We start from the raw sequence: 20,081 nt of genomic DNA, 5'->3' as shown, positions 1-20,081 counted from the left end.
ATCTTTACGTTAAAGGAGGAAAACAAACATGAACTTGATTCCTACAGTCATTGAACAAACGAATCGGGGCGAAAGGGCATATGATATTTATTCCCGCCTTTTAAAGGATCGCATCATTATGCTGGGAAGCGGGATTGATGACAATGTTGCCAACTCAATCGTAGCTCAGTTGCTTTTCCTGGAAGCTGAAAATCCGGAAAAAGACATCTCCATCTACATTAATAGCCCGGGCGGCAGCATCACTGCCGGTATGGCAATCTACGATACTATGCAGTTCATCAAGCCAGATGTCCAAACAATATGTATCGGTATGGCTGCTTCCATGGGTGCATTCCTTCTCGCTGCTGGTACAAAAGGGAAGCGTTATGCACTTCCGAACGCAGAAGTCATGATTCACCAGCCACTGGGTGGTGCTCAGGGACAGGCGACAGAAATTGAAATCGCTGCGAAGCGCATTCTTTTCCTTCGTGAAAAGCTGAATACAATCCTTTCTGAGCGTACTGGCCAGCCACTTGAAGTCATCTCGAAAGATACTGACCGTGACAACTTCATGACTGCTGACCGTGCGAAGGAATATGGTCTTGTTGACCAGATCATCACTCGCAATGTGCTTGAAGAAAAGAAGGATAAATAATCCGATTTAAAAACTCGCTCTTTAAAGGGAGCGAGTTTTTGTTTTTTCAACCTTATTTTATAGGATTAGTTTTCTTTCTGGATATATTCAGCGAGCTTTTCCACTGCTTCTTCCTCATCATTGCCTTCTGCGATCAGGTTCACGGATGCGCCAGCACTAACGGCAAGGCTCATCAATCCCATGATGCTCTTCGCGTTCACCTTTTTTCCGTCCTTCTCTAGAAATATATCAGATGAGAACCTGTTTGCTTCTTGCACGAACAACGCCGCAGGGCGAGCCTGTAAACCAGTTTTCAATTTTACTTCCACCTGTTTTTCCACCATTGCTTTTCCTCCTCTAACCCTCTATTTATTTGTAATTTGTCCGGCACGCAGTTTATCCGCAATTTCATCGATCTTTCGCAGCCGGTGATTGATTCCTGATTTGCTGATTGTTCCACCGCTTACCATCTCGCCCAACTCTTTAAGGGTGACATCCTGGTAATCGACACGGAGCTGAGCGATTTCCCTCAGCTTTTCCGGTAAAATTTGCAGGCCGACTGTATCCCTTATGAAGCGGATATTCTCTACCTGTCGTAGTGCAGCACCAATTGTTTTATTCAAGTTAGCTGTTTCACAATTCACGAGGCGATTAACCGAGTTTCTCATGTCGCGGACAATCCGGATATCCTCGAATCGCAGCAACGCATTATGTGCACCAACGATGTTCAAAAACTCAGTGATTTTTTCCGCTTCCTTCAAATATGTGATGAAGCCTTTTTTTCGCTCAAGCGTTTTACTGTTCAACCCGAACGTATTCATCAGCTCACATAATGAGTGATTATGTTCCTGATACATGGAGGCAATCTCCAAATGATAGGAGGATGTTTCCGGGTTGTTCACAGAACCTCCCGCAAGGAAAGCGCCTCTTAGATAAGAACGCTTACAACATTTCTTTTTCACTAGTTCAGGCGATATGTCATAAATTATTTCAAAACCTTCTCCTAATATCTTTAAATCCTCCAGAATTTCCCTGGCTGATTCCTTAAGGCGGACAATATAAACATTATTTTTTTTCAGCCGCATCTTTTTGCGCACAAGGAGCTCTACCTGAACCTGATAACTTTTTTTGATCAAGGTATAGATACGCCTGGCAATCGCGGCATTTTCCGTCTGTATGTCTACGATGAGTTTGCGATTTGAGAAGGAAAGGGAACCATTCATCCGGATTAAAGCGGACAGTTCCGCGTCGGCGCAGCAGCCCTTCACGTCTATATTCGTGAGTTCCTTTTTTGTTTCCGAAGCGAACGACACCTTCTCACCCCCTGTTATTTAGCGCTGACACCCTGGCAAGCCAGCGCAGCAGCTGTCTTTTTTATTTTTTTGCTCAATGCATTCAAAAGAGACAAACGCTTGCATCATATATTTACGCGTTATATCTCTTTTTGGTTTCATTTATTATCATAGAATATAAAATTTCTGAAACTTTTTTCGTGTCATGCCTGATGACATTGCCATCCAGCTCAGCGATTTCATCCTGGACGACTTCAATCCCTAATGACATCAGCCGGTCAAGGTCAAAATGGACAGGCTGGGCAAGCTCTTCCTTATAACGTAGTTCAACATCCGGCGGGATTGTCTCACTGTTCACAAGAATCGTATCAATAAAAGCACAGTCCATGTGGTCATAGATTGCTTTAATATGATCACTGGCAGCAAAATCATGTGTCTCCCCTGCCTGGGTCATCAGGTTGCAAATATACACCTTGCGTGCTTTGGCTTTGCAAACTTCCTTGCCAAGTCTCTTTACGAGCAAATTCGGCAGTATGCTAGTATACAAACTGCCCGGCCCGATCACAATCAAATCAGCTTCCCTGATGGCCTGGAGAGTTTCAGGCAATGGCTTTACTCCTTCTGGATTCAAAAAGACCCTTTTGATCCTTTTTCCGGAGTAAGGTATTTTGGATTCTCCCCTGACGATGCTGTCATCCTCCATCACCGCATTAAGCATAACGCTCCTGTTTGCCGCCGGCAGTACTTTCCCGCGCACATTCAGGACCTTGCTCATTTCCTGTATCGCATGAACAAAATTGCCGGTGATCGACGTCATCGCGGCCAAGATTAGATTGCCAAGCGAATGGCCGGACAATTCATTGGCTGTATTGAATCGGTGCTGGAACATCTCTTCGATCAACGGCTCCACATCTGAAAGTGCTGCAAGGACATTCCGGATATCCCCCGGTGGAGGAATTTGCATATCCTCCCTCAATCGGCCAGAGCTGCCGCCATCATCAGCAACCGTGACAATCGCAGTGATGTCGACTGGGTGTTTTTTCAAGCCCCGCAGCAGGACAGGGAGACCCGTTCCACCCCCGATGATGACGATTTTTGGCAGTCCATCCGTCATCATTTTATATGTCCCTGCCTTTTATCGATATCACGGTGGGTCACACGGGTATGATAGTCTTTCTCGAAAAATCTGGCGATGTGTTCCGCCAGGGCAACAGAACGGTGCTGGCCGCCTGTGCAGCCGATGGCAATGATTAGCTGAGCCTTTCCTTCCCTTTTATAGTGAGGGAGCATGAAACCCAGCAAATCAGTCACCTTTTCAAGGAACTTGCTCGTCTCGTTCCATTTTAAAACATATGTCGACACGTCTTCATCAAGACCTGTTTTTGGACGCATGTGTTCAATATAATGTGGATTTGGCAAAAAGCGGACGTCAAAAACAAGGTCAGCATCAATTGGTATTCCATGCTTGAAACCAAAGGACATGACATTGACCGTAAAAATCGTCTTCTTGTTCACCGAAAACTCCTCAAGGATTTTTTCACGGAGTTCTTTCGGCTTCATTCCTGTTGTTTTGTAGATAAGCTGCGCTCTACCCTTCAGTTCTTCCAGAAGCTCTCGTTCAAGCTGGATGCCTTCAAGCGGCAGTCCGGATGGAGCAAGCGGGTGCGAACGTCTCGTTTCTTTATAGCGGCGCACAAGAGTCGAGTCATCCGCGTCAAGGAACAATACCTGTGGTGTCACCCATGAAGTTTCAGCCAAATCATCCAGCGCTTTAAATAGAGAGTCAAAAAATTCGCGTCCTCGCAAATCCATGACCAGTGCCACTTTGTTCATTTTCGTGCCAGATTCCTTCATTAACTCAAGGAATTTCGGCAGCAAAGTTGGCGGCAGGTTGTCGACGCAGAAGAAACCAAGGTCTTCGAAGCTCTGGATGGCGACGGTTTTACCTGCGCCAGACATACCTGTTATAATCACGAGCTGGGTATCAGTGCTTGAACCGGTACTCATATCTCTTTCCCCCTGCAAATAAAGTTATTTATGGTATCAATTTGGATCGAGCCTGTAATTGATCAGCTCAAAATCCGGTGTATAAGTAAAAGTGCCATAGATAATTCCTTGTCCATGGACCATGTATTCCAGGATGTGATAATCTCCCGCTGCCATTGGCAGGTCTTTTATGCCGTCAAGCTCATGCCAGGCAAGTGTTCCTTCCTCACATTCATCCAGGTTGATGCCATCTGCCTCAGTGGCGTAAAACGTGAACATCATCCACTCGGATACAACTTGATCATCTTCCTTGATGACAAATGTGAAAATCCCTTTTATTTGCGGATTGCGCAGGTAAATCCCTGTTTCTTCGCGAAATTCCCTGACACATGAATCCTTCACGGTTTCTCCTGGTTCCATTTTTCCGCCTGGAGCCACCCACCAATTTCGGCGCGGCTTTTGCAGCAGCAAAATCTTATTATCTTTTACTAAAACACAATTCGTCACTCGCTGCATCAAATCCACCTCTTTATATGTGCGTGCGTAAAGGCCATCAAGGCACTTTAAAGTTTTCGTAAGCTCTGCTGTTTTTCACACAGAAATGGCTCCTGTTTTTCGATTCCAATCAACATCAAAAAAAGCAGCAATCGCGGAAAAAACAGTCCTGCAAAAAAGCCGAACTTTTATTCTTTCCATTATACTATTTTTAGTTTTTCGCCACAATGAATACAAAGATGATATTTTTGTTAAGGAATAAGTGAGTTTAGCAGATACAAATTTCGGTAAGCGTATGGTGTTATAATCCGATACAACGGCCTGTTTCACTTTTATGCAAAAAAAAGAGCACAGGATAACCTGTGCCGTCAAAGGATTATATTTTTAAAAGGGGGTCAATTTCTATTCCTATAATACCCCATGATTGTTTCACTACTGTTACAGGAGAATTAATATATAATTACGTTTTGTTAATTTATGCCGAGACATGCTGTTTTTACCATCGTATTGGGAAAAGCCCATAAAAACCCGCTGAATCATATACAGCGGGTTTGGTATTTTTTTATGCGTTTGCTTTTAATTCTTCGATCAATTCTTCGACATAATGCTGCGCGTTTTGTGCCGCGATACTACCGTCGCCAGTTGCTGTAACGATTTGGCGAAGTGTCTTTTCACGGATGTCGCCAGCTGCGAAGATTCCCGGCACTTTCGTTTCCATCTGTTCGTTTGTTTCGATATAGCCATTGCTATTCGTGATTCCAAGGCCCTCGAATGGCTTAGTCAATGGAACCATTCCGATATAGATGAATACACCATCTGCCGCGAATTCTCTTTCTTCGCCATCTTGTGTTGAAACAAGAGTCACGCTGCCGACTTTACCATCTTTGTCGTTGATCTGCTTGACAGTATGGTTCCAGATGAAATCAATTTTGTCATTGGCAAATGCACGATCCTGAAGGATTTTTTGCGCACGGAGCTCATCACGACGGTGAACGATTGTCACTTTTGAAGCGAAGCGAGTCAAATAAACGCCCTCTTCGACAGCTGAGTCTCCGCCGCCAACAACAACAAGTTCTTTTCCTTTGAAGAATGCGCCGTCACATACCGCACAGTAAGAAACACCACGGCCGCCAAGCTCCTGCTCGCCAGGAACCCCCAGCTTCTTGTATTCTGCACCAGCAGAAACAATGATGGAGCGCGCCTTATATTCTTTGTTGCCAGCTTTGATGATTTTATATTCCTTGCCATCGATGACTTCTTTTACATCACCGTAAGCATATTCAGCACCGAATTTTTTCGCGTGGTCAAACATTTTCGTTGAAAGCTCAGGTCCAAGAATATGGTCAAAGCCTGGATAGTTTTCAACTTCTTCTGTATTTGCCATCTGTCCGCCCGGCACGCCGCGCTCAAGCATCAGTGTAGACAAGTTCGCACGTGAAGTATAAACAGCAGCCGTCATCCCAGCCGGTCCGGCACCGATGATAATGACGTCATAAATTTTCTCTTCTGACATGGTGTACAACTCCTTTGAATATCATAATCCGCTAATTTTCGGTCTTCATTCGAAATTAGTATTTCCTGCCTAAACATATCCTATAAAACAAGTGGCGCATAGTCCAAAAATATGCTTAACGAAAGCAGTTGTTCACAGGATTGACAAAATGGGTAGAGGAGTAAAAAAATAAATGCTTAAGGCTGCAACAAAGTAGTACGATCGTCTTGAAAAAAGAAACATAACAATGCATTTTCTTTGTTACTCCTTCCCCATTCTTTCCCCTTTATTTGTTGAATTTAAGGTCTGAGCACAATAAAATTTATAATCAACATTATTGTTTGACAATTTTGTGAAGCATGATATGATGAGCTCAGATATTAATTTAATAGCGAAATATATCTACTGGGGGAGCCTTTTGTTAAGGCTGAGATTAAAGTGAAACTTTAAGACCCTTCGAACCTGATCTGGATCATACCAGCGTAGGGAAGTGGAGTATCTGTAGCTTTCACTGTTTCGATTTGCTGCCAATACAACCACTTTCTGCCTGCAGAAAGTGGTTTTTTTATTGGAAAAAACGGCATCCTTCGCCGGCAGGATGCTGAATTTTGAAACTCAGGAGGTTGTTATGTCAACATTCACAAGCATGATCCGTCAAGAAGCAAACGAGGTATGGGAGGCGAATTTCAATCACCCTTTCGTCCAGGGAATCGCAAACGGGACTTTATCACTTGAATCCTTTCGATATTACCTTTTACAGGATTCCTATTACCTCTCCCATTTCGCCCGTATTCAGGCAATCGGAGCCTCGAGGGCTGAGGATTTATCTACAACTGCAAGAATGGCTGCCCATGCACAAGGTACATATCAGGCCGAACTCAGTTTACATGAAAGGTTTATGGGACAGCTCGGAGTCACCAAGGAAGATTTACAAGGATTTGAGCCAGCGCCGACTGCCTATGCCTATACCTCTCACCTTTACAGGGTCGCTGCTTCAGGAAGCATTGGGGAAATCATTGCTTCGATCCTTCCCTGCTATTGGATTTACTATGAGATTGGGCTAATGCTCAAAGATGCGTCTCCGGATCATCCGATTTACCAGGAATGGATTGCCGCCTATGGCGGCGACTGGTTCAGAGAGCTGGTGATGGAGCAGCTTAACTTTCTGGATGCTATTGCAGAAACTGCTTCAGAAAAGGAAAAAGAAAAGATGAAGCAACACTTTTTAATCAGCAGTCAATATGAGCTGCAATTCTGGGAAATGGCATACTCGCTTGAAGGCTGGCCAATAAATATTACCGATGCTTTAGCACAGTAAGTTGCAGGGATTTAGTCCACTGCTTCAAGAAAGGGAGATTGAAGATGTCAAAAGGGTTAAAACTAACAGATATTTTAGTGACCGTGGTCATTTCGATTGCGTTTGGAATTGTTTATAAGCTATGGGGACCACTATATTATGCTCTCAAGCCACTGGGACTTCACCTGGATCAATTTATATACGGAATGTGGTTCATTGCTGCTATCGTGGCGTTCTTGATTATCCGGAAACCAGGTGTGGCACTCCTTGCTGAAGTAGCCGCTTCATCGGGGGAATTCCTGATGGGCTCGGAATGGGGCCTGGAAGTTCTATTGTATGGGTTTATCCAGGGACTGTTTGCCGAGCTGGTGCTGATGGCTTTTGGCTATAAGCGCTCCGGAGTGTTTGTCGTCAGCCTCGCGAGTATCGCAGCGTGCGGTGGTTCTCTAATCATGGATTTCTATAAGGGTTATATCGAGGACTTGGCAGCATGGAACCTTACCTTACTAGTCGTCATGAGGGTTGCAGGATCCATTCTTTTCTCGGGGCTGCTTGCACATGTAATCGTGAAGGCCCTTGAGCGGACTGGTGTTACAAATGTCCTGAGACCAGCTTCAAAGGAAGACTTTGATTCCTTGAATCAATAAGCAGGAGTGATCAAGTGTCAATTATATCATCGTTTGAAAAACTGAGATTAAAGTTTCCCGGGGCTGAAAAGCTCCTATTCAAAGACCTGTCCATAACTTTTGAAAAAGGAGAAAAGGTTCTTCTGCTCGGGCCAACGGGATGCGGAAAATCGACTCTGTTACAGGCGCTGTCTGGATTGATTCCTAAGTCTGTCGAGATTCCCATCCATTATGAACGTGCCATCTATCCAGATTCCTGGGGATTTGTCTTCCAGGATCCGGATACTCAATTTTGTATGCCATATGCAGATGAAGAAATTGCCTTTGTTCTTGAAAACCTTCAGCTGCCAAGAGAATTAATGCCGGAAAGGATTGCCGAACTACTTTCAGTCGTGGGCCTTGAGCTTGATGGCCCACATTCCAGCATCCAGACTTTTTCAGGCGGGATGAAGCAGCGGCTGGCAATCGCTTCTGTCCTTGCCCTTGATCCTGACGTCCTGTTTTTTGACGAGCCCACTGCAATGCTCGATCCGGAAGGGACAAAGATGATCTGGGAGACGGTTAAAAAGATTTCTTCAGATAAAACCGTGATTATCGTCGAGCATAAAATCGAACATGTCGCTGATTTTATCGACCGGGTTATCGTGTTTGACGATGCCGGAACAATCATCGCCGATGGCACACCAGAGCTTGTTTTTGCTTCTTATAAAAACGAATTCCAGAAAAACGGCATATGGTTTCCAGGCGTATGGGAACAATATAAAACTGCCAGACCACCATCAAAAAAGCTAGATTTACAGAATAAAAAACATCTAGTTTTGGAGAATTTCAAAGGCTTCCGGAAGAAGAACGTGAAGATCCATATTGAGAGGGCTGTGGCGGAGTCTGGCGACTGGATTGCTGTGGCGGGTAAAAATGGTGCCGGTAAAAGCACTTTGCTCTTGTCACTGATTCAATTACTGACAACAACTGGCACATATGAAATCGATGGCAGGATGATTCACAAAAACAAGGATGTATCAAAGGATGCTGCATTTGTATTTCAAAATCCGGAATTCCAATTCGTGGCCAATACGGTATATGACGAGCTTGCCTTTACTTTCATGCAAAAAAAGGAAGATGAAACTGCGGTTCAGCAGAAGGTTTCTGAGCTGCTGCTGTTATTCAAACTCGCTGATCAACAAGACCTTCATCCCTACCAATTATCGATGGGGCAAAAACGCCGTCTCAGCGTGGCAACAGCATTTGCGCAAAACCCTTTTATTCTCCTGCTGGATGAGCCCACCTTTGGCCAAGATTCACAAAACACATTCGCACTCCTTGAACTATTGGAGAAATACCAGGCGAAAGGGTGCATCATCATCATGGCAACCCATGACCGGCACATCATTGAGCACTTTGCTACCAAGGTGTGGAATGTCAGCGAGGGTAAGGTGACTGTGGCAGAAAAAAACTTTGAAGAAGATGAAATCGAGATTTCAGTGGAGGACATCCATGCATATACAATTTGACAGCAAAGAGACATGGCTTCATAAAATCAATCCAAGTGTGAAGCTTTTGACATTTGCCTCCCTGTTTTTCGTCGTATTGTTCATCCATAACATCAACCTGATTGTCCTGTTCACTTTAGCTCCCTGTATTTTGTTTCTCTTTTTCACCGGACACCCATTCAGGAGAATCATGCTTTTCTCCATCCCGTTCATCCTGATTTTTGTTTCCACCTCTTCGTCGATGATTCTCTTCGGCAAAGGGGAAACAACCCTTTTAAAGTGGGGGTTGGTGCATATTTCTCAGGAAAGCCTGTTCAGAGGGATACACCTGGGATTCAGGGCGCTAATCTATGCCATGCTTGGCCTAACATTTGCCCTTACGACCCGTCCGGTCATGCTGTTTTATTCACTGATGCAGCAGTTGAAGCTTAAACCAAAGTATGCTTACAGCTTCATGGCTGGAATCCGTCTCGTTCCAATCATGATTGAAGAGTTCACAACAATCAGGTATGCCCGGACCGTAAGAGGTGTGGAGCAGTCCTATTCTTTGGGTGGAATCTTTTCTTCTATTAGAAGCTTTTCTATTCCGCTTCTATCCCAAAGTATTCGGCGTGCATACAGGATCGCAGTGGCTATGGAGGCGAAGCGCTTCTCCCAGACTGATAGCAGGACTTTTTATTACAGCATCGAGTTTTCCAGGTACGACCTGTTTTTTATCGCTTATTTTGCTGCCCTCCTGTCACTGGCCTATTTTATTTCCGGACAGTACCCGCTCTTCCCTGCAGTTGATGTTCGTTCACTATGATGAAGTTTTCTGCTTTCCCTATAACTGTAAGAATATCAAAACATTAACTGTCAAACTATCGGCAGCATGGAGAGATATATAATGAAGAAACAATTACATGTCATATCAGACGGCAAGCTTACACTCGATGCATTTGCTGACATCGCCGGAAAAATCGAGCCATTCACAGACAAATTTCATTTGAGGGAAAAACAGTCAACTGCAAAGGATTTAACCAAAGGTATCCAATTGCTCGTCAATAAAGGAATACCCCTTCAGAAAATCATTATCAATGACAGGGCCGATGTTGCCTGGTCATCTAACACCGGTGTCCAGCTTGCCTATCATAGCCTTCCGATTCATCAGGTCAAAAAAAGCTTTCCGGGATTGACAGCAGGATGTTCTGTACACTCCTACAGTGAAGCCATTGAGGCAGCAAGGCACGGTGCAGATTATCTCCTTTACGGCCACGTATTCGTGACTCGTTCAAAAGAAGGACTGCCTGCAAAGGGGCTTGGTGAATTAACATCGATAGCTGGAAAAATAAATACTCCGGTTATAGCGATCGGCGGCATCAAGCCCGAAAACGTCCATCAGGCGATGGCATCCGGCGCTGACGGAATAGCTGTGATGTCCGGGATCCTCCATGCAGAAGATCCTTTCAAAGCCGCAAGACTATATTACGAGAAATTAAACCAAGGAGGTATTGCCCATGGATAACACATATGACGCAATAATCATTGGCGGGGGCATCAATGGCAGCTCGATTGCCTTTCAACTGGCAAAAAGAGGCCGCAAAGTCGCCGTCCTTGAAAGGGAAAGGCTCGCCTGTAAGTCATCAGGTGCAGCCGCCGGGATTCTTGGTGCACAAACTGAACTGACAGAGGATGGTCCCTTGTTTGAATTTGCAAGGAAGAGTCGGACAATGTTCCCCGAATTGGTCAAAGAACTTGAAGAGCTTTCCGGAGTCCCTACCGGCTATCAAAACAAAGGAATGTACAAGGTTGCAGCAACCGAGGATCAGCTCCTTGAATTAAAGGATTTGATCGAGTTCCAAACTAGAGCGGGTGAAAAAGCGGAATGGCTGCCAAACAATGAATTGCTAAAACACGAGCCTAACGTTTCCAGCAGCCTGCTTGGTGCCATGTATATTCCCAATGATGGCCAGGTTGATGCCCGCGGGCTGTCCCTTGCCTTTGCCAAAGCCGCAATGGTTCTTGGTGCCGAGTTTTTTGAGTATACAAGTGTGAATGACTTTATCCTACAGGGTGACAAGGTGATCGGAGTCCAAACAGATCAGGGACCTATCCATTCTGAGGCTGTCGTCGCAGCAACAGGCGCATGGAGCAAATTTCTTTTCGAAAAAACCGGACTTTCAATACCCATATCCCCCGTGAAAGGCGAATGCTTCTCAGCGATTGCAAAAAAGCCGCTTATTAATGGCACGGTCTTTTCGCATGGGTGCTATATCGTTCCAAAGCAATCTGGGAGATTAGTAGTTGGTGCAACCATGAAGCCCAATACCTTTGATGAGAAGGTGACCGTGAGCGCAATATCCGCACTGATGGAGAAAGCGCAGCTTCTTGTGCCTGGTATCGCTGATGCAGAATTGGAACGTGCTTGGGCCGGCATCCGTCCGCTTTCTGATGATGGTTTACCGTTTTTAGGGGAACATCCTTCGTACAGAGGGCTGTATATAGCGGCAGGACATTTCCGTAACGGAATCCTCCTGTCACCGGCAACCGGAGAACTAATGGCTGATTTATTGGATGGAAAAGTTGAAGATTTGGGTCCCTTCCGGCTTTCGCGCATTTCCGGGGGTATCCATGCCTGAAAGGAGACTGAAAAATGGATCTGATAATTAATGGCGAAAAAATGAATATACCAGACACTGCTAAAACTGTATCCGGGCTTCTGAATTATTTCCAGCTCAGTGATAAGGTTTTGATCGTGGAATTGAATGAAGCTATTTTGGAAAAAAACACGCATGAAAACACCTTGCTTTCAGATGGTGATCGGATAGAAATCGTACATTTTGTAGGAGGCGGATAATATGTTGAAAATTGGACCATACGAATTTAACTCTCGCTTAATGCTGGGAACTGGAAAATATCCTAGCTTTGAAATCCAAAAGGCAGCGGTGGAGGCTTCTGAAACAGAAGTGCTCACCTTTGCGGTTAGGCGCATGAATATTTTCGAATCAAACCAGCCGAACTTTCTTGAACAGCTAGATTTAAAGAAATATAAGCTTCTCCCGAATACCGCAGGAGCAAAAACAGCTGAAGAAGCCGTAAGGATTGCCAGATTATCGAAGGCTTCTGGGCTCTGTGACATGGTGAAAGTTGAGGTCATCGGCTGTGACAAAACACTTCTGCCTGATCCCGTGGAAACGTTGAAAGCTTCAGAAATGTTATTAAACGAAGGATTTATCGTCCTTCCTTATACATCGGATGATGTCGTCCTCGCCAGGAAACTCCAGGAGCTTGGCTGTCATGCGGTCATGCCTTGTGCCTCCCCAATTGGTTCGGGGCAAGGAATCATCAACCCACTTTATCTCAAATTCATCATTGAACAGGCGACTGTGCCGGTCATAGTTGATGCAGGAGTTGGCAGTCCTGCCGATGCAGCTGCAGCAATGGAGCTGGGTGCGGACGGTGTGCTGCTGAATACAGCGGTCTCTTCGGCAAATGACCCAGTAAAGATGTCTCAAGCTATGAGACTAGCAATCGAGGCAGGCAGACTTGGGTTTGAGGCAGGAAGAATGCCGAAAAAACGCTACGCATCCGCAAGCAGTCCTTCCGAAGGAATGATTTTTAGTTGAGCAGCCGATACTCTCGCCAGGAATTATTCGCTCCCATCGGCAAAGAAGGGCAGGAAAAGCTGCGGAGTAAGCATGTATTACTGATCGGAGCGGGTGCTTTGGGTGCAGCAAACGCAGAGCTGCTTGTCCGTGCAGGGATTGGCAAGCTATCGATTGTCGACCGTGATTATGTTGAGTGGAGCAACCTTCAGCGCCAACAGCTATATTGTGAAGAAGATGCTTTGCAGAGAATGCCGAAAGCAATGGCAGCAGCCAGCAGGCTTAGGTCCATTAATTCCGAAGTCGACATCTCCCCGTTCATAATCGATGTTGGGGCGATGGAACTGGAACAGTTGATTGAAGGTGTGGATCTGATTATCGATGCAACAGATAATTTTGATATTCGCCTGATGATAAATGATATCTCCCAGAAATACGAAATCCCGTGGATTTACGGGGGCTGCGTGGGAAGCTACGGCTTAAGCTTTACGGTTATACCAGGAGTTTCCCCATGCCTCAGCTGCTTATTGGAGACCATGCCATTGGGAGGGATTACCTGCGACACAGCAGGAGTGATCCAGCCTGCCATCCAGATGGTCGTCGCGCACCAGTCGGCGGAGGCTTTGAAGATTTTGACCGGGGACCTCGAATCTTTGCGCCATAAGCTTGTCTCTTTTGATGTATGGAAAAATCACTATAGCGCAGTCAATGTCTCTTCCCTGAAAAAAGAATCCTGTCCTTCATGCGGACAGGAGCGGTCATATCCTTTCCTATCCTATGAAAACCAGACAAAGGCAGCCGTACTTTGCGGAAGGGACACTGTACAGATCAGACCCGGAACCATCCAGGCCAGAGACCTCGATCAATTAGAGGAAACACTCGGCGCTCTAGGGATAAAAACACAGCGCAACCCTTTCCTGCTTTCCTTTCCAGTTGGTTCAGCAAGGATGGTCGCCTTCCAGGATGGAAGGGTGTTCGTCCATGGCGTTAAGGACATTGCTGAGGCCAAAACCCTATACCATCGGTACCTTGGATGATAATTTTCAAGAGGTGAGTATAATGACAGTATACAGAGCATTGCAGGGTCGGACAGCGGCGGCTTCGCCGGAATCCAGGCAGACCTGAAAACCTTGCCGGCGCAGACGGGATCGCAATTATATCTGCAATCAGCATGTGCGAAAACCCACGACTTGCTGCTGAAATGCTGCTGAACTAAACAGATAAGTGCCATTCCCATTGTCAGGGATGGCACTTATCTGTTTTTTATATAAAATAAAGGCTGTTCACGTAAAGATTGTTGTTAAAATCCTAAAGCCGATTTTAACGTAATATAACGCCATTTTGTAGTCGATATTAAGTTTGCACGCTCTTTTCTCATAACAAGAGTCTACTTTGAGAAGAAAAATAGTCCATTCACTCCTATTTTGTAGTCAATAGCAACAAGGTTTGAGAAAAGAGCCTAAATAAAAAAGGCTAACACATCCCGAGAAGGAGATGGGTTAGCCTTTTGAAAAATTTAAATGCTGTCTTCTTCCTGAAGAAACTCGTTTGCCAAATTTATATATTTGGTAAGTGTGGATACAGACAATCCGTATTTTTGCGCGACTGCCGCTTTTGATGTCTTGATATTTCTTAGCTTATCCCAGAGATAATCTACCGCTGCGGCCCATGCTTTTTTGTTTTTGAAGTCGTAGCCAGCCTCAGCTGCCTGCTCGAATACTGAGAACCACATGATGTAGACACCAGCTTCATTTTTCCCGATCGGCTGATGGTGGTCATAAAGGAGCTTCGCTGTTTCATGGGCACCCTTTACTTCCTCTTCCTTGCTGTTCAGTTTACCGGAAGTTACATACGCTAGGTATGATTTTTCCATTTCCGTCATTTTATCCGTCGATGTCTCCGCCGCGAGAATTTCCTTCTTTTTCGCAGATACAGATGTAAGGAATAGCGCAAAAAGGCGTTCCTCGGGATAATCGCTGTTCAGCTGGTTCAGGATCGCCGAAACCTGCGCTTCGAACTTTATGCCTGGTTTGTCTGCCCAGGGCTCCATTCCCTCTTTTTCAGGACTGTACTCGAGTACCTTTTTCCAGGCATTCCGTGCTGTATTTTCCCTGCCGGTAAAATAAGAAGCATGCGCGAGCCAGTAATAGAAAGCTCCGTCGCCTTCAAAGCCTGTTTTTTGCAGCTTCTTCAGCCAGCGGTAAGCCAGTTCATACTCACCGACTAGCGCGAACGTTGCGCCAAGCTTGAATTGGTGTTCAAAGTGGATAGGATGTATTTTTCCTAGATTACCCTTAAGATCCTGGGCTTCTTTCTCCTGTCCCTGGTAATGCGCGAACACTAGAGCATTGCACAGCGCGTGCAGGTTGCCAGGATTCTGTTCGAGGACATCGTTCAGGATGTCACGAGCCTTAGTGGTCTCTCCAAGGTAAAAATACGCTAGCGCCAGATTATTGTACGCTGACCAGTATTCCGGATACTCCACGATGACCTCCTCGAAAATCTCAATGGCCTTCGGAAACTCACCAGATTCCAGGTGATTGCGCGCTTCCTCCTGCTTGACGATAAGGTCATCCTCTTCATAATAATCCTCATCCATCTCTTCAGCTTCCATCGTGAGAAGTTCAAGCAGATCGTTCGCATCCTCGGCAAACTCGCCATCTTCATTCAATTCCAAATAAAGATTTGCGTGCCTGAACGCGTCCCGGAATAAGCCCAAATGAGCATAGTTATTCGCTAAGAAATAGTGGCATTCCGCCATGTTTTCATCCAGTTCTTCGAGGACCAAGTGCAAAAGACGGTTAGACTGCTGGTATTCACCCAGCTCCGACTGCACGATCGCCAGCTGGCAAACGATCATCGGTTCGCCGGGCTCAAGGTGCATCGCACGCTGGAAATACTTTTCAGCCTTTTTTAGGTCCCGCCTGTGGAAAGCCTTGACCCCTTTGGTGAAGTAGTATTCACCAGTAGGAACAAATGACAGCAATTGACCTTTTTGCTTCATCGCTTTAGAGTCTTTTCCCATATGATCCTCCATTTATATTTTAGTAAAACTATATCCTTTGAACCTTAGAATTGTATAAGAATACACATACAGTGTTTTATCGAAGCAACTTTAACTAATGTAGTATAACATACGGACAGAGTATTCGAGAAGGTGTGGATTTGAAATTGTAGTTTATGAATATATCCAGTTGCTTAAGAAAGTGTGGTTTTTTAGCGGTTGGTCGAATTATTAGGAAAAGTGGTCGAATAATCTTTAAATGTGGTCGAAAAAATTATAAATCCGCCAAAATAATTCAAAATGTGATCGAATAAATTTAATTTTCGCCAATAAATTTAAATACCATTATACAAGAAGGTATTTTCAGTGATGAAATCGAATATAAAAGTTAAAACTTTAAGGAGTGATAGCATTTGATTGGAAAAACAAGAGAATATCCTAAAGAAATCATGATTTTAGAAACGATAGTAAGACGTTTCCCTCCAGATGATTTCAGAAAAGCGGAATTCGAGAAGAAACTTTACCGGAAACGTGCAGGTTACAAAGGAGAAAAGACGCTGGATTACTTTTTAGCACAAATTGACCACTCGGAAATGTTGATTCTGCACGATTTAAGAATCCCGATCAACAGTACTCACTTCCAAATCGACACCCTCCTCATCACCATTAATTTTCTCCTCATCATCGATTCCAAAAATTACACAGGGACACTCATTTTTCTTCCTGAATTCAATCAACTCATTCGTATACTGAACGATATTGAAGAAGTTTTTCCCGACCCAATCCTCCAGACAAAAATTCAGGCATCTCAATTAAAAACATTTCTTGAAAAGCACCACCTAACGCCTTCTCCTATCGAATACCTTGTTGCGATTAGCAATACGCAGGCTCTCATAAAAAACCCAACCAATGACAAAGAAGTTAGTTATAGAGTCTTCAGGTCATCAAATGTTGCCTTCAAGCTTCCTCCCTTCTATCAAAAGCATACACAACCCCGCCTTTCTAAAAATGACATGAAGAAAATCGCCAGACATTTAGTAAAGGCGCATGAACCATTTGTTCCCGACCCAAAATCGATGAACCTCCCATTTGATAATATGGTTCAAGGTGTGCAGTGCCCTGCCTGCGAGGCATTCGGGATGGACTACCACCAGGGGAAATGGACTTGCATAAGCTGTGGACATAAATCTGCGGATGCCCATATTCAGGCGTTGAGGGATTATTTCCTCATTTATGGCCCTTCTATAACAAGCAAGCAATTCCGAGAATTCATGAATGTCGGATCTCCTTCAACTGCGAAACGCCTGTTATCTTCTATGGATCTGACGTTTGACGGCACGACCAAAGGGCGAACCTACTTTCCGGAAAAAAACTTCTTTGATTAAAAAGCGTATTTACGGCAGCCAAATATAAAGTAAAAACCCAGCGCAATCTATTCTTCTGCGCTGGGTTTCTTCCTTTTATTCAATACGGCCAGTACTTCTTTTAGCGGCAGCTTCTGTTCCTGCAGCAAGACCATCAGGTGGTAGAGCAGGTCGGCGGCTTCCCACTTCAACTCTTCGGAGTCGCGGTTTTTGGCGGCGATGATGACTTCTGAGGCTTCTTCACCGACTTTTTTCAAAATCTTGTCGACGCCTTTTTCAAATAAGTAGGTGGTGTAGGCGCCTTCCGGCATTTCCTGTTCGCGCTGGCGGATCGTTTTTTCGAGCTCGAGCACGACGGCAAAATCGCCCAATGTGGTCAGTTGGTCAGCCGAACGCTCCAGCAGATTTTCCGAAAAACAGCTGACGGCGCCAGTATGGCATGCAGGTCCTGCCGGTTCCACTAGTACTACTAGAGCGTCTCCGTCACAGTCGTATTTTATCTCGACGATTTTCTGGGTGTTGCCGCTCGTTCCGCCTTTATGCCAGAGCTCCTGGCGTGATCGGCTGTAAAACCAGGTTTCTCTTGTTTCAAGCGACTTGGCAAGGGATTCTTCATTCATATATGCAACTGTCAGGACCTCACGTGTCGCCGCATCCTGGATGACTGTGGGAATCAAGCCATTGGCATCGAACTTCAATTCATTCATTTTCATCTTACGGTCACTCCTTTTTCACGGAGATGGAATTTCACTTCTTTTACAGAGGTTTCACGATAGTGGAAGATCGATGCTGCAAGTGCGGCATCTGCTTTTCCTTCGTTAAAAGCGTCAGCAAAATGGTCCGCGTTTCCGGCACCGCCTGAGGCAATGACCGGGACTGTGACCGCTTCACTTACGGCACGGGTGAGCTTAAGGTCAAAGCCTTTCTTCTCGCCGTCACTATCCATGCTTGTCAACAGGATTTCCCCCGCTCCAAGGCGGACAGCCTCTTTTGCCCATTCGATCACTTCCCACTCAGTCGGCGTCCGTCCGCCATGGGTGTAAACCCGCCATGATCCAAGTTCCGGGTCATATTTTGCATCGATTGCGACGACAATGCACTGTGCGCCAAAGAAGTCTGAGCCTTCACCAATTAATTTCGGATTGTTGACAGCCGCGGTGTTCAAGGACACTTTATCAGCACCTGAGCGGAGCATCCTTTTCATATCCTCTAGTGTGTTGATGCCCCCGCCTACTGTGAACGGAATTGCCAGCTCTGAGGCTACTTCCCTGACAACCTCGACCATCGTCTTTCTTCCTTCAACGGAAGCGGAAATATCAAGGAAAACGAGCTCATCGGCTCCTTGCTCATCATAAAAACGCGCTAGCTCGACGGGATCGCCGGCATCGCGGAGCTGCACAAATTGCACTCCTTTTACGACGCGTCCTTCTTTTACATCGAGACAGGGAATGATCCGTTTGCTTAGCATCAGGCATCCCCCGCTTCCAACGCAGATTTTACCGAAAAGCGTCCTTCATAAATGGCTTTGCCAACAATCGCACCGCTGACACCATCTTCACTCAACTGTCGAAGAGCGGCTAAATCATCAAGTGAGCTGACTCCTCCGGAAGCGATGACACTTTTGCCTGTTTCCAATGCGAGCTGACGAGTTGCCTCCGTGTTCGGTCCTGCTAGCGTGCCGTCTGTAGCGATATCGGTAAAAATAAACGTCTCCACCCCGACATCAGCGAATCTTTTGCCAAGCTCGACAGCACTCATTTCGGAAGTGTTCAGCCAGCCATGTGTCGCGACAAATCCATTTTTCGCATCAAGTCCGATTGCGATTCGGGACCCGTATTTCCGGACCATTTCCTCAGCGAACTCCGGATTGGATACGGCGATGCTGCCTATAATAACGCGAGTGACGCCATTTTCAAGATAGTGATTGATATCTGTCTCGGTGCGGATTCCGCCGCCAATCTGGACATTGACGCCAAGCTCTTGAGCCGCCTGGATGACGAATTTATCGTTGACCCGCCTGCCGTCCCGTGCGCCGTCAAGGTCGACCATATGAATCCACTCTGCACCTTCGCCAGCGAATGTTTTCGCCATTTCAAAAGGAGAATCTCCATAAACGGTTTCCTTGTCATAATCACCTTGCAGCAGCCTGACGCATTTTCCGCCGCGCATGTCTATTGCCGGGTAGATTGTGAATTTCATTGGTCTGTCTTCCTTTCTGTTGCAAGGTTCGCAAAATTGCGGAGCAGTGTCATTCCCATATCACTGCTTTTTTCCGGATGGAATTGCATCCCAAAGATATTGTTCCTGCCAACGATAGCCGGCACTTCAACATCATAATAATCGCCGACTGCCACTAGGACGCCCGGATCATTCGTTTTTACATAATAGGAATGGACAAAGTAAACATAATCTTCATCAAGGGATGCCAACAATGGCGAATCACCCGTAAAACGGAGCTTGTTCCAGCCCATATGCGGAACTTTATAAGCTTCCCCTTCTGCCGTCTGGCCGGTAAAACGTTCCACTTTCCCAGGCAGCAGGTTCAAACCCTTCGTCAGTCCATTTTCCGTGCTTTCTTCGAACAACAGCTGCATGCCGAGGCAGATTCCGAGCACAGGCTTGCCGGTAGTGGCGAAAGCCTGGATCATTTCAGTCAAACCTGTGCGGTCCAATACTTTCATCGCATCACGGAAAGAACCGACACCAGGAACGAGCAATGCATCTGCTTCCATCAAATTGCCCTTATATTGTGAGATAAAGTATGGTGCATTCAGCCGTTCGAGCGCTTTGCTGACGCTGAACAGATTGCCCATGCCGTAATCGACGATGCCTATCATG

The 20,081-nt window shown here is 45.6% G+C and carries 22 protein-coding genes and 1 riboswitch; of the genes, 11 read left to right on the top strand and 11 right to left on the bottom strand.

Annotated features, from left to right (window positions below; all coding sequences use genetic code 11):
* Positions 1-28: 28 nt before the first annotated feature.
* The gene (gene clpP, locus DYI25_RS15750; protein ID WP_213370593.1) at positions 29-634 is read left to right on the top strand and encodes an ATP-dependent Clp endopeptidase proteolytic subunit ClpP; all 606 of its coding nucleotides are present in this window, start codon (positions 29-31) and stop codon (positions 632-634) included.
* A gap of 65 nt (positions 635-699) precedes the next feature.
* On the opposite strand, the gene DYI25_RS15745 is transcribed toward clpP, so the two are convergent.
* From DYI25_RS15745 to trxB, 6 genes are all read right to left on the bottom strand, one after another.
* Positions 700-957: an HPr family phosphocarrier protein gene (locus tag DYI25_RS15745; RefSeq protein WP_041967465.1), complete on the bottom strand. Its 258-nt coding sequence runs from the start codon at positions 955-957 to the stop codon at positions 700-702.
* 21 nt (positions 958-978) lie between these two features.
* Positions 979-1,926 (bottom strand): DNA-binding protein WhiA, encoded by a 948-nt coding sequence (gene whiA / locus DYI25_RS15740; RefSeq protein ID WP_213370591.1) that lies wholly within the window; start codon positions 1,924-1,926, stop codon positions 979-981.
* 112 nt (positions 1,927-2,038) lie between these two features.
* Positions 2,039-3,022, bottom strand: a complete 984-nt coding sequence (locus tag DYI25_RS15735; protein WP_213370589.1) for a gluconeogenesis factor YvcK family protein — start codon at positions 3,020-3,022, stop codon at positions 2,039-2,041.
* A complete protein-coding gene (gene rapZ, locus DYI25_RS15730; protein WP_213370586.1) occupies positions 3,019-3,912 on the bottom strand; it encodes an RNase adapter RapZ in 894 nt (297 codons plus the stop codon). The genes DYI25_RS15735 and rapZ overlap by 4 nt, the downstream gene beginning before the upstream one ends.
* A gap of 36 nt (positions 3,913-3,948) precedes the next feature.
* Positions 3,949-4,407 carry an NUDIX hydrolase gene (locus tag DYI25_RS15725; RefSeq protein ID WP_213370584.1) on the bottom strand — a complete coding sequence of 153 codons (459 nt, stop codon included), beginning with the start codon at positions 4,405-4,407 and terminating at the stop codon, positions 3,949-3,951.
* Positions 4,408-4,948: 541 nt separating this feature from the next.
* Positions 4,949-5,899, bottom strand: coding sequence for a thioredoxin-disulfide reductase (gene trxB / locus DYI25_RS15720; RefSeq protein WP_213370582.1), 951 nt, complete (start codon positions 5,897-5,899; stop codon positions 4,949-4,951).
* Positions 5,900-6,275: 376 nt separating this feature from the next.
* Positions 6,276-6,384: riboswitch (TPP riboswitch) on the top strand.
* Between the two features lie 122 nt (positions 6,385-6,506).
* On the opposite strand from trxB, the gene tenA reads away from it, so the two are divergent.
* The 9 genes from tenA to DYI25_RS15675 all read left to right on the top strand — a co-directional run bounded on the left by tenA (position 6,507) and on the right by DYI25_RS15675 (position 13,912).
* Positions 6,507-7,196: a thiaminase II gene (gene tenA / locus DYI25_RS15715; RefSeq protein WP_213370580.1), complete on the top strand. Its 690-nt coding sequence runs from the start codon at positions 6,507-6,509 to the stop codon at positions 7,194-7,196.
* Between the two features lie 44 nt (positions 7,197-7,240).
* Positions 7,241-7,822, top strand: a complete 582-nt coding sequence (locus DYI25_RS15710; protein ID WP_213370578.1) for an ECF transporter S component — start codon at positions 7,241-7,243, stop codon at positions 7,820-7,822.
* 14 nt (positions 7,823-7,836) lie between these two features.
* Entirely contained in the window at positions 7,837-9,312 is a 1,476-nt protein-coding gene (locus DYI25_RS15705) for an ABC transporter ATP-binding protein (protein ID WP_213370576.1), read from the top strand.
* Positions 9,296-10,096 (top strand): energy-coupling factor transporter transmembrane component T family protein, encoded by an 801-nt coding sequence (locus tag DYI25_RS15700; RefSeq protein WP_213370574.1) that lies wholly within the window; start codon positions 9,296-9,298, stop codon positions 10,094-10,096. The genes DYI25_RS15705 and DYI25_RS15700 overlap by 17 nt, the downstream gene beginning before the upstream one ends.
* Before the next feature lie 81 nt (positions 10,097-10,177).
* Positions 10,178-10,795: a thiamine phosphate synthase gene (locus tag DYI25_RS15695; protein ID WP_213370572.1), complete on the top strand. Its 618-nt coding sequence runs from the start codon at positions 10,178-10,180 to the stop codon at positions 10,793-10,795.
* Positions 10,788-11,909, top strand: coding sequence for a glycine oxidase ThiO (gene thiO, locus DYI25_RS15690; protein WP_213370570.1), 1,122 nt, complete (start codon positions 10,788-10,790; stop codon positions 11,907-11,909). The genes DYI25_RS15695 and thiO overlap by 8 nt, the downstream gene beginning before the upstream one ends.
* Before the next feature lie 14 nt (positions 11,910-11,923).
* Positions 11,924-12,127 carry a sulfur carrier protein ThiS gene (thiS, locus tag DYI25_RS15685; RefSeq protein ID WP_213370568.1) on the top strand — a complete coding sequence of 68 codons (204 nt, stop codon included), beginning with the start codon at positions 11,924-11,926 and terminating at the stop codon, positions 12,125-12,127.
* 1 nt (position 12,128) lies between these two features.
* Complete coding sequence (locus tag DYI25_RS15680) at positions 12,129-12,896, top strand: thiazole synthase (protein ID WP_213370566.1); 768 nt, start codon at positions 12,129-12,131, stop codon at positions 12,894-12,896.
* Positions 12,893-13,912 carry a MoeB/ThiF family adenylyltransferase gene (locus DYI25_RS15675; RefSeq protein ID WP_213370564.1) on the top strand — a complete coding sequence of 340 codons (1,020 nt, stop codon included), beginning with the start codon at positions 12,893-12,895 and terminating at the stop codon, positions 13,910-13,912. The genes DYI25_RS15680 and DYI25_RS15675 overlap by 4 nt, the downstream gene beginning before the upstream one ends.
* Before the next feature lie 479 nt (positions 13,913-14,391).
* On the opposite strand, the gene DYI25_RS15670 is transcribed toward DYI25_RS15675, so the two are convergent.
* A complete protein-coding gene (locus tag DYI25_RS15670) occupies positions 14,392-15,900 on the bottom strand; it encodes a tetratricopeptide repeat protein (RefSeq protein WP_213370562.1) in 1,509 nt (502 codons plus the stop codon).
* 392 nt (positions 15,901-16,292) lie between these two features.
* Between DYI25_RS15670 and DYI25_RS15665 the strand changes: the two genes are divergently transcribed.
* On the top strand, positions 16,293-17,264 hold the full coding sequence (locus DYI25_RS15665) for a nuclease-related domain-containing protein (RefSeq protein ID WP_213370560.1): 972 nt from the start codon (positions 16,293-16,295) through the stop codon (positions 17,262-17,264).
* Between the two features lie 47 nt (positions 17,265-17,311).
* On the opposite strand, the gene hisIE is transcribed toward DYI25_RS15665, so the two are convergent.
* Genes hisIE through hisH form a run of 4 tightly spaced genes read right to left on the bottom strand, consistent with a single transcriptional unit; the run spans position 17,312 to position 20,080 of the window.
* Positions 17,312-17,956, bottom strand: coding sequence for a bifunctional phosphoribosyl-AMP cyclohydrolase/phosphoribosyl-ATP diphosphatase HisIE (hisIE, locus tag DYI25_RS15660; RefSeq protein ID WP_213370558.1), 645 nt, complete (start codon positions 17,954-17,956; stop codon positions 17,312-17,314).
* Positions 17,953-18,711 (bottom strand): imidazole glycerol phosphate synthase subunit HisF, encoded by a 759-nt coding sequence (hisF, locus tag DYI25_RS15655; RefSeq protein WP_213370556.1) that lies wholly within the window; start codon positions 18,709-18,711, stop codon positions 17,953-17,955. The genes hisIE and hisF overlap by 4 nt, the downstream gene beginning before the upstream one ends.
* Positions 18,711-19,442, bottom strand: coding sequence for a 1-(5-phosphoribosyl)-5-[(5-phosphoribosylamino)methylideneamino]imidazole-4-carboxamide isomerase (gene hisA, locus DYI25_RS15650; RefSeq protein WP_213370553.1), 732 nt, complete (start codon positions 19,440-19,442; stop codon positions 18,711-18,713). Before hisA ends, hisF begins: the two co-directional genes overlap by 1 nt.
* The gene (gene hisH / locus DYI25_RS15645) at positions 19,439-20,080 is read right to left on the bottom strand and encodes an imidazole glycerol phosphate synthase subunit HisH (protein WP_213370551.1); all 642 of its coding nucleotides are present in this window, start codon (positions 20,078-20,080) and stop codon (positions 19,439-19,441) included. The genes hisA and hisH overlap by 4 nt, the downstream gene beginning before the upstream one ends.
* Between the last annotated feature and the right edge of the window lies 1 nt (position 20,081).

It is taken from the genome of Mesobacillus boroniphilus (genome assembly GCF_018424685.1).
Classification (GTDB): Bacteria; Bacillota; Bacilli; order Bacillales; family Cytobacillaceae; genus Mesobacillus; species Mesobacillus boroniphilus_A.
This window is presented reverse-complemented; position numbering and strand designations above follow the sequence as displayed.

What these genes read in the sequence shown, in the direction of transcription:
- clpP (WP_213370593.1), top strand. Translation starts at nt 29, where the DNA reads ATGAACTTGATTCCTACAGTCATTGAACAAACGAATCGGGGCGAAAGG.
- DYI25_RS15745 (WP_041967465.1), bottom strand. Translation starts at nt 957, where the DNA reads ATGGTGGAAAAACAGGTGGAAGTAAAATTGAAAACTGGTTTACAGGCT.
- DYI25_RS15735 (WP_213370589.1), bottom strand. Translation starts at nt 3,022, where the DNA reads ATGATGACGGATGGACTGCCAAAAATCGTCATCATCGGGGGTGGAACG.
- rapZ (WP_213370586.1), bottom strand. Translation starts at nt 3,912, where the DNA reads ATGAGTACCGGTTCAAGCACTGATACCCAGCTCGTGATTATAACAGGT.
- DYI25_RS15725 (WP_213370584.1), bottom strand. Translation starts at nt 4,407, where the DNA reads ATGCAGCGAGTGACGAATTGTGTTTTAGTAAAAGATAATAAGATTTTG.
- trxB (WP_213370582.1), bottom strand. Translation starts at nt 5,899, where the DNA reads ATGTCAGAAGAGAAAATTTATGACGTCATTATCATCGGTGCCGGACCG.
- tenA (WP_213370580.1), top strand. Translation starts at nt 6,507, where the DNA reads ATGTCAACATTCACAAGCATGATCCGTCAAGAAGCAAACGAGGTATGG.
- DYI25_RS15710 (WP_213370578.1), top strand. Translation starts at nt 7,241, where the DNA reads ATGTCAAAAGGGTTAAAACTAACAGATATTTTAGTGACCGTGGTCATT.
- DYI25_RS15700 (WP_213370574.1), top strand. Translation starts at nt 9,296, where the DNA reads ATGCATATACAATTTGACAGCAAAGAGACATGGCTTCATAAAATCAAT.
- DYI25_RS15695 (WP_213370572.1), top strand. Translation starts at nt 10,178, where the DNA reads ATGAAGAAACAATTACATGTCATATCAGACGGCAAGCTTACACTCGAT.
- thiO (WP_213370570.1), top strand. Translation starts at nt 10,788, where the DNA reads ATGGATAACACATATGACGCAATAATCATTGGCGGGGGCATCAATGGC.
- thiS (WP_213370568.1), top strand. Translation starts at nt 11,924, where the DNA reads ATGGATCTGATAATTAATGGCGAAAAAATGAATATACCAGACACTGCT.
- DYI25_RS15680 (WP_213370566.1), top strand. Translation starts at nt 12,129, where the DNA reads ATGTTGAAAATTGGACCATACGAATTTAACTCTCGCTTAATGCTGGGA.
- DYI25_RS15670 (WP_213370562.1), bottom strand. Translation starts at nt 15,900, where the DNA reads ATGGGAAAAGACTCTAAAGCGATGAAGCAAAAAGGTCAATTGCTGTCA.
- hisIE (WP_213370558.1), bottom strand. Translation starts at nt 17,956, where the DNA reads ATGAAAATGAATGAATTGAAGTTCGATGCCAATGGCTTGATTCCCACA.
- hisF (WP_213370556.1), bottom strand. Translation starts at nt 18,711, where the DNA reads ATGCTAAGCAAACGGATCATTCCCTGTCTCGATGTAAAAGAAGGACGC.
- hisA (WP_213370553.1), bottom strand. Translation starts at nt 19,442, where the DNA reads ATGAAATTCACAATCTACCCGGCAATAGACATGCGCGGCGGAAAATGC.
- hisH (WP_213370551.1), bottom strand. Translation starts at nt 20,080, where the DNA reads ATGATAGGCATCGTCGATTACGGCATGGGCAATCTGTTCAGCGTCAGC.